Origin of the sequence: Streptomyces sp. NPDC099050 (assembly GCF_044759865.1) — a bacterium.
GTDB lineage: Bacteria > Actinomycetota > Actinomycetes > Streptomycetales > Streptomycetaceae > Streptomyces.
This window is the reverse complement of sequence record NZ_JBIWAE010000028.1, coordinates 79,747-94,702: the sequence shown is the minus strand read 5'-3', so window position 1 is coordinate 94,702 and position 14,956 is coordinate 79,747. Positions and strand designations below refer to the sequence as shown.

At 74.2% G+C, this 14,956-nt stretch carries 13 protein-coding genes; 2 read left to right on the top strand and 11 right to left on the bottom strand.

Annotation, left to right across the window (positions count from 1 at the left end):
* Positions 1–102: 102 nt before the first annotated feature.
* The 4 genes from ACIQV3_RS34410 to ACIQV3_RS34395 all read right to left on the bottom strand — a co-directional run bounded on the left by ACIQV3_RS34410 (position 103) and on the right by ACIQV3_RS34395 (position 4,494).
* The gene (locus ACIQV3_RS34410) at positions 103–2,154 is read right to left on the bottom strand and encodes a hypothetical protein (protein WP_403719488.1); all 2,052 of its coding nucleotides are present in this window, start codon (positions 2,152–2,154) and stop codon (positions 103–105) included.
* A 45-nt stretch (positions 2,155–2,199) separates the two neighbouring features.
* The gene (locus ACIQV3_RS34405; RefSeq protein ID WP_403719486.1) at positions 2,200–2,598 is read right to left on the bottom strand and encodes a PPOX class F420-dependent oxidoreductase; all 399 of its coding nucleotides are present in this window, start codon (positions 2,596–2,598) and stop codon (positions 2,200–2,202) included.
* A gap of 277 nt (positions 2,599–2,875) precedes the next feature.
* Positions 2,876–4,099, bottom strand: coding sequence for an alginate lyase family protein (locus ACIQV3_RS34400; RefSeq protein WP_403719484.1), 1,224 nt, complete (start codon positions 4,097–4,099; stop codon positions 2,876–2,878).
* Positions 4,100–4,242: 143 nt separating this feature from the next.
* Positions 4,243–4,494, bottom strand: a complete 252-nt coding sequence (locus ACIQV3_RS34395; protein ID WP_266885146.1) for a helix-turn-helix domain-containing protein — start codon at positions 4,492–4,494, stop codon at positions 4,243–4,245.
* Positions 4,495–4,558: 64 nt separating this feature from the next.
* Here ACIQV3_RS34395 and map point away from each other — a divergent pair, with 64 nt between their 5' ends.
* Positions 4,559–5,326, top strand: a complete 768-nt coding sequence (gene map / locus ACIQV3_RS34390; protein ID WP_403719481.1) for a type I methionyl aminopeptidase — start codon at positions 4,559–4,561, stop codon at positions 5,324–5,326.
* A 71-nt stretch (positions 5,327–5,397) separates the two neighbouring features.
* On the opposite strand, the gene ggt is transcribed toward map, so the two are convergent.
* Positions 5,398–7,197, bottom strand: coding sequence for a gamma-glutamyltransferase (ggt, locus tag ACIQV3_RS34385; RefSeq protein ID WP_403719479.1), 1,800 nt, complete (start codon positions 7,195–7,197; stop codon positions 5,398–5,400).
* Between the two features lie 101 nt (positions 7,198–7,298).
* On the opposite strand from ggt, the gene ACIQV3_RS34380 reads away from it, so the two are divergent.
* Positions 7,299–8,024 (top strand): hypothetical protein, encoded by a 726-nt coding sequence (locus ACIQV3_RS34380; RefSeq protein WP_403719477.1) that lies wholly within the window; start codon positions 7,299–7,301, stop codon positions 8,022–8,024.
* On the opposite strand, the gene ACIQV3_RS34375 is transcribed toward ACIQV3_RS34380, so the two are convergent.
* The 6 genes from ACIQV3_RS34375 to ACIQV3_RS34350 form a co-directional block, all read right to left on the bottom strand.
* A complete protein-coding gene (locus ACIQV3_RS34375) occupies positions 7,984–9,249 on the bottom strand; it encodes a cytochrome P450 (RefSeq protein ID WP_403719475.1) in 1,266 nt (421 codons plus the stop codon). The two genes, ACIQV3_RS34380 and ACIQV3_RS34375, sit on opposite strands and share 41 nt — an antisense overlap.
* Positions 9,250–9,308: 59 nt before the next feature.
* Positions 9,309–9,857, bottom strand: coding sequence for a hypothetical protein (locus ACIQV3_RS34370; protein ID WP_403719473.1), 549 nt, complete (start codon positions 9,855–9,857; stop codon positions 9,309–9,311).
* The gene (locus ACIQV3_RS34365; protein ID WP_403719471.1) at positions 9,854–11,302 is read right to left on the bottom strand and encodes an ATP-binding protein; all 1,449 of its coding nucleotides are present in this window, start codon (positions 11,300–11,302) and stop codon (positions 9,854–9,856) included. The genes ACIQV3_RS34370 and ACIQV3_RS34365 overlap by 4 nt, the downstream gene beginning before the upstream one ends.
* A 9-nt stretch (positions 11,303–11,311) precedes the next feature.
* Positions 11,312–11,995: a response regulator gene (locus ACIQV3_RS34360; protein WP_403719466.1), complete on the bottom strand. Its 684-nt coding sequence runs from the start codon at positions 11,993–11,995 to the stop codon at positions 11,312–11,314.
* Positions 11,996–12,070: 75 nt separating this feature from the next.
* Complete coding sequence (murJ, locus tag ACIQV3_RS34355) at positions 12,071–13,828, bottom strand: murein biosynthesis integral membrane protein MurJ (RefSeq protein WP_403719462.1); 1,758 nt, start codon at positions 13,826–13,828, stop codon at positions 12,071–12,073.
* Positions 13,774–14,949 (bottom strand): lipid II:glycine glycyltransferase FemX, encoded by a 1,176-nt coding sequence (locus tag ACIQV3_RS34350; RefSeq protein ID WP_403719458.1) that lies wholly within the window; start codon positions 14,947–14,949, stop codon positions 13,774–13,776. Before ACIQV3_RS34350 ends, murJ begins: the two co-directional genes overlap by 55 nt.
* Positions 14,950–14,956 lie beyond the last annotated feature (7 nt).

Below are 14,956 nucleotides of genomic sequence, written 5' to 3'. Positions count from 1 at the left end.
TTGAAGGTAGGCCTCGGCCAGGCCCGGGGCAAGACCGCGTTGCGCGGTTGGAGTAGTGGATCACCAAACGCAGGAGTTACGTCGACACGTGGTCGTTTCCGGTCAGGCGACGGGCAGATTCGCGACTCGAAGGGCGTGCAACAGGTCGCGGTGCTGAGCCCCCGAGAGGGCTTCGGCGGCGCGGAGCAGCCGGGGCACGAACCAGTGGGGATCCCGGCGCGCGAGCCGGGCCGACTCCTCGGCGGTGCGGACCCGGACGAAGGCGGCGAGCAGGGCGTCGGCCTCCGGGGTGTGGCCGGCCTCCGCGAGCACGAGGGCCGCCTCGGCGATCTCGGCGGCCGGACGGGCGGCACCCTGGCGCAGCAGGGCCTCGCGGTCGGCCGGCCCGAGTACGGCGGCGGCCGCGGCGAAGCGGGCGGGCGGCAGGGAGGCCGCCTCCCATAGCAGGGTGGCCCAGTCCGCGGCCAGCCCGGCCCGCCCCAGCTCCTCCCCCAGCCGCACCAGCTGCTCGGCGGGCCCGGCGGCGGCCTCGCAGAGCAGCACGTGCGCCTCCCCGCTCCGCCCCTGACTCCGCAGGGCCACGAGCCCCTCCACGAAGCCACGGAAGGCTCCGTCCCGCGGGCTGGACGCGCCGTGGGGGCTGCCGTCCGGGCTGCCGTCCGGGGCGGAGCCACCGGACATGCCGTGGGGGCCGGCGGCGCCGGCGGCGCCGGCGGCCGAAGCGTGCCACTGGGCGGGATCCCCTTGCGCGTTGCGGCCCCGGGCGGAGCCACCGGACATGCCGTGGGGGCCGATGGTGGACCCCGGGTCCTGCCACTGGGCAGGCGCGCCGTGCGGGCTGCCGGCCGGGGCGGAGCCACCGGACATGCCGTGGGGGCCGACGGGACCGCCCTCGGCCGCGCCGGCGGACGGTTGTCCGGAGTGCGGCCCTTCGGCGCCCGCTCGGGCGGGCTCATGCGAGGCGCCGCCTGCCGGGGCGGCGTGCCCGGACCCCGGTTCCCCCGTCGAGGCCGGCTCAGCCGCCGCGCGGGCGGGCCGCCCGAAGCGGGCGCCGCGCAGGGGCGGGGTGGACGAAGGCTGCCCCGGGGGCACGGTGACGGCTGCGGCCTCGGGCTCCGCCGCCCCCGCGTACCGAGCCCCGCCGCTGCGCCGCGCACCGCGCAGCCACCGCCCCTCGGCCCGCCCGACCGGCTCCCCCGCCACTGTCGACGCCGGGCCCGCTGCCGGGCCCGCTGCCGGGGCGGACGCCGCGCCCGGCACCCTGCGCGATGCCACGTCCGAGGCCTCGCCCGACAGCCAGCCCGGCTCAACACTCGACGCCACGCCCTGCGCCCAGCCCGGCCCAACGCCCGAAGCCTCACCCGACAAGCGGCCCGGCCCCGCACTCGATGCCGCGCCCTGCGCCGAGCCCGGCCCCACACTCCACGCCGCGCCCGAAGCCGCGTCCCGCGCATCCGCCGGCGGCCCCGCCCACTCCGCGTCCCGCGGCCCCGTGTCGCCCCGCACGCCGCCTTCCCGCGGACCCGGCCACGCCCCGGCGGGCACCCCGCCCGGGGACATCGCGGCGCGCTGCGCGGGCACCGCGTTGAGGGGTTCCGGCCGCGCCTGCGCCGGGTGTCCGGGCCAGTCGTCCTCCGGGCGGACGGCGGTCCCCGGGGCCACCGCCTCCAGGCGGGCCGTCAGGTCGTCGTGGCGGGCCGCCGCGCGGGCGGCGTCGTCGCGGGTCCAGGAGAGTTCCCGGGACAGGGCCCGCGCTTGCGTCGGGTCCGCCGTTTCCGTGAGCCGCGCCGACAGCACGCGCAGGCCCTCCCGGGCCCGGGCCCGCTGTTCCGCGGTCGAGGCGAGCAGCGTGCGCAGTTCCTCCACCCCGCCCGGCAGCCGGTCCCAGACCCCGACCGCGGCGGCCCGCAGACCGGCCGCGTACTGCGTCTCCCGCGCGAGCGCCGTCGCGCCCGTCGATGCCGCCAAGTCGCCGAGCAGCGACTCCAGTACGTCCCAGGGCGGCATCGCGGCCCCGTCCAGACAGGCCCGCATCCCCTGCGGGTCCCGCCGCAGGAACTCCCCGTACCAGCCCGCCCCGGGATCCAGTCGCTGCGTCAACCCCCGCATGTATCCGGAGAGTTGTCCGATCACCTGCGAAGTCGCGGTCTCCATCCCCGCATTGGATCCCACCCGTGTTACGGGCGGGCTACAGGAGTCTCAAAGCTTGACGGCGGGCGGGGCAAGCCTGATCGCGATCGCGATGTGCGGCCGACCGCGCCGGACGATGGCGGCCGGCACGTCCAGCAGCCAGAACTGCCACGTGTACTTGCGGCCCATCAGCTTCCGCACCCGCTTCAGCCCGGCCGCGTCCAGCAGCCGCGCCTCGCCCTCGGCGGCCGCGGCGCCTTCGGCCACCCGCCCGCGTACGTCGCAGGCCACGACCGTGACCCGCCCGTCGTTGCGGATCCGCTTCACCTTCCACGCGTCGTCGCGCGTCCACACGTACAGCTCGTCGCCGTCCGCCACCGCCCACACCGGCGTGGCCACCGCCGTGCCGTTCTTGCGGAAGGTGGTGAGACTGACGTACCTCGCTCTGCCCAGCTCCTCGATCGTCATGCGCCCGACCCTACGCGGCCCGGCCGGCGGGAGCCGGTCAACGGGAGGTGACGGCCCGTTCCAGCAGGTCCTTCAGCGGGCCCTGCTCCTCCGGGCCCCGCTCCTCCGGGGCGAGCCCGGACACCGGCGAGTCCACGGAGGGGAGGCCGAGGAGCCGGGTGCGCAGGGCGGCGCCCTCGGGCGTGAGGTCGAGCTGCTCGGCACGGCGGTCGGTGGGGTGCGGGTGCGGGTGCGGGTGCCGCTCGATCAGGAGCCCGTCGACGCGTGGCCCGGTCGGCTATCCCCGCACCGCCTCCCCGTGGGTGAGGGTCTCCCACGCCACGAACAGGTCGTCCGTCCCGGCCGGCCGGGTCTTCTCGACCAGCTCGCGGGTGTACGGGAGTTTCGCGCCCGTCCGCACCGCGTAGTGCTGGAGGGCGACTTCCAGGTCGGGTCCCATCGTGCGCTCCAGCTTGCCGCCGCACAGCCACCCGGGGGCCTCGGCCCCCAGCTGGTACTTCGCGTGGAACTCCAGTGCCGCCCGGAGCCGCTCGCCCTGCTCCCCGTACAGGTCGACGCCCTGGTGCCAGGCCGTCTCCGCGATGTGCGCCGACGCCGCGAGCGCGTAGCCGACGTGCATCAGGTTGCGGCAGGTCACCTGGGCGACGCCGTCGACGTACGTCTCCTGACCGAACCAGTACGCCGCCACCTTCTCCGGCGAGTCGATGGCGGTGCGCGGCGGGGGCAGCGGGTGCGCGCCGTCGTGCTTGAGGTAGAAGTACGCCGGGACGCGTGCGCGGAACCGCTCCAGGGACTCCCGGAAGACGGCCCGGTCCTCCAGGAACACGGAGATGCTCAGAGCGGCGTCGGTCATGGCCAGCTCCCAGTTGCCGTTGTACGCCGGCACCTGCGCGCGGACGGCCGGGAGGTAGGCCGTGCGCAGCATCTCCTTGAAGCGGGCGACCCGCCCGTCCCCCCAGCTCGGGTAGTCGGCGTGGACGATCTCGGCGGCGCGCGCCCAGGTGGAGCCGGACCAGGCGGCCTGGAGGCCGGCGTTGTCGGCGTTGTCATCGGAGCGACGTTTCCTCACGGCGGACCAGCCGTCCATGATCTGCACGGCCTTGCGGGCGTGGGCGGCCTCGCCGTTCACCGACCACAGCAGGGCGTGGGTGTACGCGGCGATCGCGTCCTGCCGTTCGTCGAGGCAGGATTGCGGCCCCGAGTCGAAGGGGCAGGGCACCACGTCGGCCGGGTGGGCCTGGTAGTCGAGGGAGGCGTAACGGCTCTTCAGGAGCGCCTGGTACGCGGAGTTCCACGGCTCCTCGCCGGCCGCGACCATCTGCTTCGCGCGCTGGAGCCGGGTGTGGCTGACGACGACGCCCGGGTGGCGGAAGACCACGTCGCCCGGGTCCCCGGAGTGGGCCCGTCCCTCGGGGACGGCGCATGCCGCGAGCAGCAGGCCGCCCGCGAGGAGGGCGCCCACGAGTCCGAGGCCGAGTCGCTTGGATGTGGATGCGTTCATGTCTGACACGCCTTCACGCTTGCCCCGCGCCCCGGTCCTCCCACCGCCGATTGAGCCGTTCGGCCCGCCGGGCCCGCTCTAACGCCACGCCGGAGGGAGGGCCCGGCGGCCGAACGGCCGTGGCCCGCCCACCGCCCCGTACCTCAGACGGGCACGAGGGCGCAGCGCCGCATCACCTCGTCCAGCGAGAGCCCCAGGGCGCCCGCCAGGGCGGCGACGGTGAAGAAGGCCGGGGTCGGGGCCCGGCCGGTCTCGATCTTGCGGAGGGTCTCGGCGGAGAGCCCGGCGCTGGCCGCGATCTCGACCATGCTGCGGCCGCCGCGGGCCGTGCGCAACAGGGCGCCGAGCCGCTCGCCGCGCTCGCGCTCTTCGGGTGTGAGGGGGGTACGGACCATGCCTTCACCCTACCCCGGAGCCCAATAAGTATCCCGTTATAGTTATACCGGTATAGTTATTGGCATGGTGGAACTGAAGACAGACCGATCGATCGACCGGATGCGCGCCGCCGGGCGCGTCGTCGCCCACGCCCTCGCCGCCGTCCGGGACCGGGCCGCCGTAGGGGTCTCCCTGCTGGAGCTCGACCTGGCCGCGCGCGAGGTGCTCCGCGAGGCCGGCGCGAGCTCGCCCTTCCTCGGCTACCGGCCGCGGTTCGCCCCGGTGCCCTTCCCCGCCGTGATCTGCGCCTCCGTCAACGACGCGATCGTGCACGGCATCCCCGACGACTACCGGCTCCGCGACGGCGACCTGGTCAGCATCGACTGCGGCGCGAAACTGGACGGCTGGGTCGGCGACGCCGCCGTCAGCTTCACGGTCGGCCGGGCCCGCCCCGCCGACCTGCGGCTCATCTCGACCGCCGAGGCCGCGCTCGCCGCGGGCATCGCCGCCGCCCGGCCCGGCAACCGCGTCGGCGATATCGCCCACGCCATCGGCACCGTCTGCCGCACCGCCGGGTACGGCATCCCCGACGGCTTCGGCGGCCACGGCGTCGGGCGCTCCATGCACGAGGAGCCGGGCGTGCCCAACGAGGGCCCGGCGGGTCAGGGTACGAAGCTGCGCGCCGGCATGGTCATCGCGATCGAGCCCATGCTCGTCGCGGGCGGTACGGACGACTACGCCTGCGACCCGGACGGCTGGACCCTGCGGACCGTCGACGGCAGCCGCGCCGCGCACGCCGAGCACACGGTCGCGATCACCGCCGCCGGTCCGAGGATCCTCACCGCCCTGTAAGGGCCACTGCTCCGCAAGGCCTACGGCTCCGCAAGCCCTACTTCTCGGTAAGGCCTACTGCTCCGCAAGCCCTACTGCCTCCCGTACGGGTGCACCACCATCGCCGAGCCTCCGCCCCGCCGGCTCGTCTCGGCCGCGGCCAGCCACCGTCCGTCGGGCAGCCGCTGGACCCCGGTGGCCGCACCGATCTCCGGGTTCTGCCGGAAGCCCTGGCCGAGGGCCGCCAGCTCCGCCCGGACCGGGCTGTTCCACAGGCCCGGCTCCAGCTCAGTGGTGGTCTGGTTGCGCTGGCTGGCCCGCGGCGCCGCGATGGCATCGACCAGCGGCAGCCCGCGGTCCAGGTGCCCGGTCAGGGTCTGGAGCACCGTGGTGATGATGGTCGCCCCGCCCGGGGAACCCAGCGCCAGCACCGGACGCCCGTCCTCCAGCACGATGGTCGGCGACATCGACGAGCGCGGCCGCTTGCCCGGGCCCGGCAGGTTGGGGTCGGGGACGCCGGGCGCCGCCGGGGCGAAGGAGAAGTCGGTCAGCTCGTTGTTGAGCAGGAAGCCGCGCCCCGGGACGGTGATGGCGCTGCCGCCGGTCGACTCGATGGTCAGCGTGTAGGAGACCACGTTGCCCCAGCGGTCGGCGACCGTCAGGTGCGTGGTGTTCTCCCCCTCGTACGTGGTCGGGGCGGCCTGGCCGGAGCCGCCGCAGGCGACCGGGTTACGGGGATCCCCCGGAGCCAGCGGGCTGGTCAGCGCCTTGGCCGGGTCGATGAGGCAGCCGCGCGTGTCCGCGTAAGCCTGCGAGAGCAGCTCCTTCGTGGGCACCTCCTCGAAGGCCGGGTCGCCGACCCAGCGGCCCCGGTCGGCGAAGGAGATCCGGGAGGCCTCGATGAAGCGGTGCAGGTACTGGGCTTCGCTGAGCTTGCCGAGGTCGGTGCGCTCCAGGATGTTCAGCGCCTCGCCGACCGTGGTCCCGCCGGAGGACGACGGGGCCATGCTGTACACGTCCAGGTCCCGGTACTTGACCCGGGTCGGCTCCTGCCGCTTGGTCTCGTACGCGCGCAGGTCCCCGGTGGTCAGATCGCCGGAGCGGACCACACGGGTGGCGTCCGGGTCCACCGGGGGCGTGCGCACGGTCCGGACGATGTCCTCGGCCAGCCGGCCCCGGTAGAGCGCGCCCGCGCCCTTGCGCCGCAGCTCCGCGTACGTGGCCGCCAGGTCGGGGTTCTTGAAGGTGGAGCCGACCACCGGAAGGGCGCCGCCGGGCAGGAAGAGCTCGCTCGTGTCGGGGAAGTCCCGGAAGCGGGCCTGGTTCAGCTCGGTCTGGGCCCGGAAGGTGGAGTCCACGGTGAACCCCTCGCGGGCCAGCTTCTCGGCGGGCTTGAGGAGTTGCCCCAGTGAACGGGTGCCCCAGGTCTCCAGCGCGCTCTGCCAGGTCGCCGGCGTACCGGGGACTCCGACGCCGAGGCCGCTGGTCTGGGCCTCGGCGAAGGGGATCGGCAGGCCGTTCGCCTGGAACAGCCCGGGGGTGGCCGTCGCCGGGGCGGTCTCGCGGCCGTCGATGGTGCTGACCCGGCGGGACCGGGCGTCGTAGTACACGAAGTACCCGCCCCCGCCGATCCCGGCGGAGTACGGCTCGGTGACCCCGAGCGCGGCGGCCGTCGCGACGGCGGCGTCCACGGCGTTGCCGCCGTTGCGCAGGACGGCGATGCCGACCGCGCTGGCATCGGCGTCGACGCTGGCGACGGCCCCGCCGTAGCCGGCGGCCACCGGGACCTTCTGCGGGGTGGCGCTCTTCGACGTCGGGGCATCCGCCCCGGTCGAGACGAGCGCCCCGGCGAGCGCGAGGAGCGCTAGGTTACGTGCGGCGGGACCACGCATTCGGTTCCTCCAGTCGACTGCCTGTCAGACCTTGGAGCGGCAGCGTAACTTCCCCGCACCCACCACGTCATGAAGGCGGCGTGACGGCTACGATCCGCCGCATGAATGAGGACGTCCGCAACATCGTGCTCGGGGTGATCGCCACCGCATGCAGCGGCGGGTTCGGCTGGTTCACCCGGACCTATGTCTGGCGCCGTGCGCTGCGCCGCAAGCAGGCCTTCTTCGGGCTGCCGACCGGCTCGGACTGCCTGTTCGTGGTCAACCGGCAGATGGGCGGCACCGATTCCTCCCTGCACCGCAACGACGCCTTCGCGCTGCTGGAGATATCCGCCCTGATCAAGGACTGCGGGGCGAACGTGCAGATCGTCACCCACGACGGAGCCCGTCAGGGCTTCGGCGAGCGGGCCGAGTTCTGCGTGGGCGGGCCCTCCTCCAACGCCCGGACCACGGCCCACCTGGCCTCCATGCTCCCCGGGGTGCGGATCATCGTCTCCAGCGAGCCGGTACCGGACCGCGGGGCCATCACCGTCGGCGGGGAGACCTACCGCTGGGTCAAGGGCCTCGTCGAGCACGTGCTGCTGGCGCGGCTGACGACCGGGCAGGGGTCCCGGCCGGTGTTCCTGCTGTGCGGGCAGACCGCCATCAGCAACCAGGCCGCGGCCCGCTACCTGGCCCGCAACCAGCGGAAGTTGACCGACTCCTACGGCGGCGACTCCTTCTGCCTCCTGCTCAAGGTGGTCAACTCCGATGCCTACGGCCCCGATGTGACGGAGCTGGTCGCCGATGTCACCGGCCCGGCCCGGACACCCGCAGCGGCAGCCGTGTGATCCCGTTGATGAAGTTCGACACCAACCGGCGAGGTGGTCCCGCCAGTTCCGGTGCCGGCATGGAGGCGATCCACTCCTCGTAGAGGACGCGCAGCTGGAGCCGCGCGAAATGGGCGCCCAGGCACACGTGCGGGCCGTCCCCGAAGGAGACGTGCGGGTTCGGTGCGCGGCCCAGGTCGAGGCGGCCGGGGTCGGTGAAGACGCGCTCGTCGTGGTTGGCGGAGGCGTGGAAGACCACCACCTTGTCACCGGCCCGGATCCGCCGTCCGGCGAGCTCGGTGTCGGCGGCGGCGGTGCGGCGGAAGCTCAGCACCGGCGGGTGCACGCGCAGGAGTTCCTCGACGGCCCGGTCCGGCGGGACCCGTCCGCCGCTGAGTCCGGCGTAGGCGTCCGGGTCGCGGGCCAGGGCGAGCAGGCCGCCGGGCGCCGCACTGCGCACGGTGTCGTTGCCCGCGACGGTGAGCAGGAAGAAGAACATCTCCAGCTCCGCGTCCTGAAGTCCGGCGAGCGCCAGGGCGGTCATCACGTCGTCGCCGGGGTGGGCCCGTTTGTACGCGGCCAGCTCGCGGGCGTAGGCGAACATCTCCCCCAGCAGCGCCGGCGAGCGCGGATTCAGCGGCTTCCCGTCCGGGCCGCGCGGCGGCGCCGGGGCGGCGTCCGCGGCCTCGGGGTCCTGGTACCCGATGATCCGTACGGTCCACTCCAGCAGCAGCCCCCGGTCGGCGGCCGGGACGCCCAGCAGGTCGGTGAGGTTCAGCAGGGCGTACTCGTCGGTGACGGTGCGCACCAGGTCGGCGGCCCCGTCCTCGGCGCCGTCGCGGGCGGCGCGCAGCAGCGTACGGGCGCGGCCGCGGACCCGGGCGGCGAAGGCGTCGACGCGGGCCGGGGTGAAGGCGCGGGACACGGTCCGGCGCAGGGTCCCGTGCTCGGGGGGATCCTGGTTGAGCATGGTGCGCCGCAGGAACGGCAGGTCGGCCGGGTCGGGGTCGCGGATCTGGGTGGCGCCCAGGTGCGAGGAGTACGTGCGGTGGTCGCGCAGCACGCGGACCACGTCGGCGTGCCGGGTGACGGCCCAGAAACCGGGGCCGGCGGGCCAGCCGAGCACCTCCGGCTCGTCCTGCCAGGCCACAGGGCGGTGGTCGCGCAGCAGGCGGTAGCGGTCGTACGGGACGCCTTCGGCGTAGAGCCGCGGGTCGAAGACGTCGGGGGCCGGTCCTTGGTCCATGCGCCACACGGTGGCGGCGGGCGGCCCGGCCCGCAAGGGGGCGCGGGCCGTGTCCGGCGTCAGCCCTCCCGGTCCGCGGTCGGCCCCGGCCGAGTGACGCACTCGGCCCGCCGTTCCTTCGACTCGGTGCCGATGAGGAGAATCTCGGGGGCCGGGCTGCCGTGCGCCGCCGCGAGGGCCGTGCACGCCAGCTGGCGCAGGGCCGCTCCGGACAGCGGCTCGACCGGGATGGGCAGGACGACGCGCAGGGTCTTCCCGTCGCCGTCGGCCTTGACGGCCGCCCGGACGTGGTCCGTGCCGCCCGTGCTCCGCTGCGCCTCCGGGAGCTCGGTGGTCAGACCGGCTTCCCTCGCGGCCTCGCCCGGCCCCTGGAGCAGCACCCCGATCGTGAAGCCGATGTCGGGCCGCTGCATCCGGTCGGAGACCGGGACCGGGACCAGCGCGCCGTCGGGCGCGATGAAGTAGAGCAGGCCCGGGTCGGGTGCGGTGGCCAGTTTCACGGTCCCGGCGCGGCCGCTCTCGACGACCCCGGTGGTGGCGATGCCGCAGCCGGTGGCGAGCAGCAGCGGGAGGGTCAGCGCGGCCGCGGCCCTGCGCACCCGGGTCATACGCGGGCCTCCAGCGGCATGTCGAGGGTGAAGAGCGCACCGCCGCCGGGGCCGTTGGCCGCGCGCAGGGTGCCGCCGTGCAGGCGGACGTTCTCCAGGGTGATGGCCAGGCCCAGACCGCTGCCCGTGGAGCGGGTGCGGGCGGCGTCGGCCTTGAAGAACCGGTCGAAGATGTGCGGCAGCACCTCGGGGGCGATGCCGGGCCCGCTGTCGGCGACCTCGACGAGCAGCCGCCCGCCCTCGGGCCGGTTCTCGGTGCGGACCGCGACACGGACCGGGGTCCCGCCGTGCTTGAGGGCGTTGCCCACGAGGTTGGCGAGGACCACGTCGAAGCGGCGCGGGTCGAGCCGGGCGCGGACGTCCGGGGGCAGGTCGGTGGTGACCCGCCCGTCGGTCCAGTGGCGGCGTTCCAGGGTCTTGGTGACGATCTCGGCGACGTCGACCTCGTCGAGGTTGAGCTCGGCGGCGCGGGCGTCGAAGCGGGAGATCTCCATGAGGTCCTCGACGAGCACGGCCAGTTTCCCGGTCTCGGCGCTGATCAGGCGCAGCGCCTTGGCGGTGTCGGCGTCGAGGTCCTCGGCGCCCTCGTCGAGGACCTCGGTGACGGCGAGCATCCCGGCGAGCGGGGTGCGCAGTTCGTGGGAGACGTCGGCGGCGAAGCGGCGGGCGCGGGCCTCGGCCTCGCGGAGTTCGCTGACCGAGTGTTCGAGGGCGCGGGCCGTCTCGTTGAAGGTGCGGGCGAGCCCGGCGAGTTCGTCGGCCCCGCGCACCTCGATCCGGGTGTCGAGCCGGCCGCGTCCCAGCCGCTGCGCGGCCTTGCGCATGTCCCGTACGGGCCTCAGGACGCTGCGGGCCGCGAGCAGGGCGGGGATCAGGGCGATCGCCAGGCCGGGTACGGCGCCCATGCGGGCGGCGGCGACCAGGGCGTCGACGGTGGTCTGTTCGCTGTCCAGGGGCACGACCGCGTAGAAGACGGCGCCGGTGGTCTCGTAGGCCTCTCCGTACTTGAAGACGGCCGGCATGCCGACGACGAGGGAGAGGTTGCCGCCCCGGTCCCTCGTGCGCTGGAAGGCTCCGTGCGGATGGGCGCCCACCTCGCCGCGGAGCCGGTCGGTGACGGCGGCCGAGGTGGTCGCGCCGCCCTGGTTGGAGGTGGCGCGGAGCTTTCCGTACTCCCCGTAGACGATCCAGGGGTGCGGCTGGCCGCGCTTGCCCAGTTCCCCGACGAGCCGCTGGAGTTCGGCCTGCCCCATGGGCAGTTGGGTGTACTGGGAGTCGACCAGGTCGCGCAGGGTGCTGACGGCGGTGTCCTGGCTCTGCTTGAGGATCGCGTTGCGGGCCTGCTGGTAGGTGAGCGCGGCCGTGCTCACCGCGCAGATGGCGGCGACCAGCAGGAAGGCGGCGATCAGCCGGGTGCGCAGGCCCAGCGGTGCGAAACGTCTCATGCGCGCGGCTTACAGCGGGCCGAAGCGGTAGCCGAAGCCGCGCACGGTCTGTATGTAGCGGGGGGCGCCGTCGGGGTCCTCGATCTTGTGGCGCAGGCGGCGCACGCAGGCGTCCACCAGCCGGGCGTCGGCGTGGTAGCTGTGCTCCCACACGTATTCGAGGAGCTGCTGGCGGGAGAAGACCTGCTCGGGCGAGGCCGACAGGTGCAGCAGGAGCTTGATCTCGCTGGGGGCCAGGGGGAGGCGCTCGCCGTTCCTGGCGACGGTGAGTCCGGCCCGGTCTACGGCCAGCTCTCCGTGGAACTCCACGTCGGGGCGGCCGCCCGCGGGCTCGCTGAGGCGGCGCAGCACGGCCTTGATGCGGGCTTCGATGACCTCGGTGCGGGCGGGTTTGACGATGTAGTCGTCGGCGCCGGCCTCCAGGCCGACGACTATGTCGAAGTCGTCCCCGCGCGCGGTGAGCATGATGATCGGGACCTGGCTGGTCTCGCGGATCCGGCGGCAGACCTGGACGCCGTTGATGCCGGGCAGCATGAGGTCGAGCAGGACGAGCTCGGGGTGGAAGCTCGCCATGAGGTCGAGTCCGGCCTCGCCGGTCTCCGCCGCGCTCACGTCGTGGCCCCTGCGGCGCAGGCCGAGACCCACGCCCTCCCTGATGGAAGGGTCGTCCTCGATCAGCAGTACGCGTGGCATCGGGTCAGTATTCCAGGGTCGCGGATCGGTCCCCTCCCGCTTTCGGCCGATATGGGCGGCCGAAAGCCGGTCCGGTCAGCGACCGGTTCTGCGCCTTACGGAGGCCAGCAGGTCGGTGATCTCCGTGATCCGCAGGGGGCGGGCGAGGAGTACGACGACGAGGACGATGACCACGGTTCCCGCCGCGGCCCCGGTGATGTTCCCGAGGATCCCGGGGAGGTCCGCGAACCGGTCGGCGGCGTGCGCGGCCGCGTACCCGGCGACGGCCGCCGGGGCGCAGGCGGCGAGGAGCCTCAGGTGGGTCCGCAGGGCGGTGTTGCGGCGTTCCGTACGGGTCCCCGCGCGCGGGCCGAGCCGCCGGGACAGGACGTACGCGGTGACGGCCGCGCCCACGCCGAAGGCGACCGAGCAGGCGGCGGCCATGCCGGTGACCGCCCAGCGCGGCGGCAGCAGGAGGTACGCGGCGGCCGAGAGCCCGGCGTTGAGGGCGGCGATGGTGAGGTTGAGGAAGAAGGGGGTCCGGGTGTCGGAGAGGGCGTAGAAGCCGCGGGAGAGCACGTACTGCGCGGAGTAGGCGATGAGGCCCGGTGCGAAGGCGGCGAGCATGCCGGCCATGACGGCCACGTCGGCGGCGCCGGTGCGGCCGTGCTCGAAGACGGCGCCGATCACCCAGGGGGCGAGGGCTGCGTAGAGCGCGGCGGCGGGGACGACCAGGGCCGCGGTGGAGCGCAGCGCGTAGGAGACGTCCTTGCGCACGGCCGCGAGGTCGCCGTCGGTGGCGGCGGCGCTCATCCGGGGCATGAGGGCGGTGACCAGGGAGACGGTGACGATGCCCTGCGGGACCATCCACAGCAGGTAGGCGTTGCTGTAGGCGAGGTAGCCGGCGCCGCCCGCGAGGCCCTCGGCGACGGCGCGCTCGCCGGTGGCGGTGGAGAGCCGGGTCACGACCCAGTACGCGATCTGGTTGGTCAGGACGAGCATGACGAGCCAGCCCGCGTTGCGCAGCGGGCGGGCCAGTCCGCTGCCGCGCCAGTCGAAGCGGGGGCGCCAGCGGAAGCGGGCGGCGCGCAGCGAGGGGATCAGGCCGAGGGCCTGGACGACGATGCCGGCGGTGGTGCCGATGCCCAGCAGCCGCGTGTCGGAGGCGCTCAGCGTCCCTCCCGAACCGTGCGAGACCGTGAGGAAGAGCGCGAAGACGGCGATGACGACGAGGTTGTTGAGGACCGGGGTCCACATCATGGCGCCGAACCGGCCGCGGGCGCCCAGCACCTGCCCGAGCAGCGTGAACAGCCCGTAGAACAGGATCTGCGGGAGGCAGTACCGGGCCAGGGCCACGGTGGTGGACTCCTGGCCGCCGCTGTAGCCGGTGTACGCCGAGACGATGAGCGGGGCGGCCAGGACGGCGGCGGCGGTGAGGACCACCAGCGCGGCCGTACAGGCGGTGAGCAGCCGGTCGGTGTAGGCGGCGCCGCCGTCGGCGTGCTCCTTGGCGGCGCGGACCAGCTCGGGCACGAAGACGGCGTTGAGGGCGCCGCCGATGAGCAGGATGTACAGGATGTTCGGGACGGTGTTGGCGACCGCGTAGCCGTCGCCGAGCAGCGTGGTGCCCAGGGCGGCGCCGATCACGGCGGAGCGGACGAAGCCGGTGGCCCGCGAGACGATCGAGCCGGCGGCCATGAGCGCGCCGCTGCGCAGCACCGAGGTCTTCTTCGGTGCCGCGCGGTCGGTGGGGGGCTCTGTCGCGGCCGGGGTGCCGGCCGCTCTGGGGTCTGCGAGGGTCACCGGCGGGCCATGTACGCCTGGAACGCCTTGTAGAGGGCCGTGTTGGCGCATCCGTCCATGGAGGTCTCCCACTCGCCGAGGGTTTCCACGACCTGCCCGCCGGTGCCGAGCTTCCAGCGCAGCAGCCCGAAGGACCGTGTCTCGGGGTCGAGGGTGGAGGGTACCCCGCGCATGTCGTATTCGTCCGCTCCGAGGGCATGTGCGTCACACATCATGCGCCACTGCAGGGCGTTGCTGGGGCGGACCTCGCGGCGGTGGTCCGCGGAGGCGCCGGTCTGGTACCAGACCCGGCCGCCGGCCACGATCATGGTGTGCGCGGCGAGGATCTCCCCCTCGTGAACGCCCAGGTAGAGGCGCATGCGGCCGGGTTCCTCGGCGTTGAGGACCTCGTACTGCTGCTGGTAGTACGCGAGCGAGCGGCCGAGGCGGAAGCCGTCGCGCTCCTCGGTGACGCGCAACAGCCGGTAGAACTCGGGCAGCTCGGCGGCGCTGCCGACGACCGTCTCGACCCCGGCCTTCGTGGCCTTGCGCACATTGCGCCGCCATTCCTGGCTCAGGCCCGACCACAGGTCGTCGAGGGTGCGCCCGGCGAGCGGGACGCGGAAGACGTGGCGGGGCTGGGCGTCGCCGTCGTCCTCGCCGCCGCAGCGCTTCCAGCCGCGGGTGCGCAGCCGGTCGGCGAGAGCGGCGCCGACCGGGTCGACCTCGGTGGCGAGGACGTCGGAGATCTGCCGGCCCGGTCCGGTGCCCGCCTTGGCGGCGGCCGCGTCCCAGCGGCGGTAGGCGGGGGTCGGGCCGATGCGGACGGCGAAGGCGCCGGAGGCCCTGAGGTGGTTCTTGAGGGGGGTCAGCCAGCGGTCGATGTCGGGGTCGGCCCAGTCTGCGACGGGCCCTTCGGGGAGGTAGGCGAAGTATTTCCGGGTGCCCGGGAATTGACGGTAGAGAACGAGTCCGGCCCCCTCTATTTCACCGCCGGGGTAGTGCCATCCGACCCTTTCCGATCGCCAAAGGTCCTTTACGCTGCCCCAGGACGGGTACTGGAGAAAGCTGGCCCGGCCGTGCCGGGACAGAAATGCCTGATATTCCTGAACGGACAGCGAGCGCACGGTGAGCTCCCTGTCCCGGCTTCGGGTCTGGTGCTGCTGGGTGGGGGTCACGAGCAGTGCACACACGGCTGAC

Coding starts and splice junctions, on each gene's coding strand:
- ACIQV3_RS34380 (WP_403719477.1), top strand. CDS start 7,299: ATGAATGAGGACGTCCGCAACATCGTGCTCGGGGTGATCGCCACCGCA.
- ACIQV3_RS34360 (WP_403719466.1), bottom strand. CDS start 11,995: ATGCCACGCGTACTGCTGATCGAGGACGACCCTTCCATCAGGGAGGGC.
- ACIQV3_RS34400 (WP_403719484.1), bottom strand. CDS start 4,099: ATGAACGCATCCACATCCAAGCGACTCGGCCTCGGACTCGTGGGCGCC.
- ACIQV3_RS34365 (WP_403719471.1), bottom strand. CDS start 11,302: ATGAGACGTTTCGCACCGCTGGGCCTGCGCACCCGGCTGATCGCCGCC.
- ACIQV3_RS34395 (WP_266885146.1), bottom strand. CDS start 4,494: ATGGTCCGTACCCCCCTCACACCCGAAGAGCGCGAGCGCGGCGAGCGG.
- ACIQV3_RS34410 (WP_403719488.1), bottom strand. CDS start 2,154: ATGGAGACCGCGACTTCGCAGGTGATCGGACAACTCTCCGGATACATG.
- map (WP_403719481.1), top strand. CDS start 4,559: ATGGTGGAACTGAAGACAGACCGATCGATCGACCGGATGCGCGCCGCC.
- ACIQV3_RS34375 (WP_403719475.1), bottom strand. CDS start 9,249: ATGGACCAAGGACCGGCCCCCGACGTCTTCGACCCGCGGCTCTACGCC.
- ACIQV3_RS34405 (WP_403719486.1), bottom strand. CDS start 2,598: ATGACGATCGAGGAGCTGGGCAGAGCGAGGTACGTCAGTCTCACCACC.
- ggt (WP_403719479.1), bottom strand. CDS start 7,197: ATGCGTGGTCCCGCCGCACGTAACCTAGCGCTCCTCGCGCTCGCCGGG.
- ACIQV3_RS34370 (WP_403719473.1), bottom strand. CDS start 9,857: ATGACCCGGGTGCGCAGGGCCGCGGCCGCGCTGACCCTCCCGCTGCTG.
- murJ (WP_403719462.1), bottom strand. CDS start 13,828: ATGCGCCAACACGGCCCTCTACAAGGCGTTCCAGGCGTACATGGCCCG.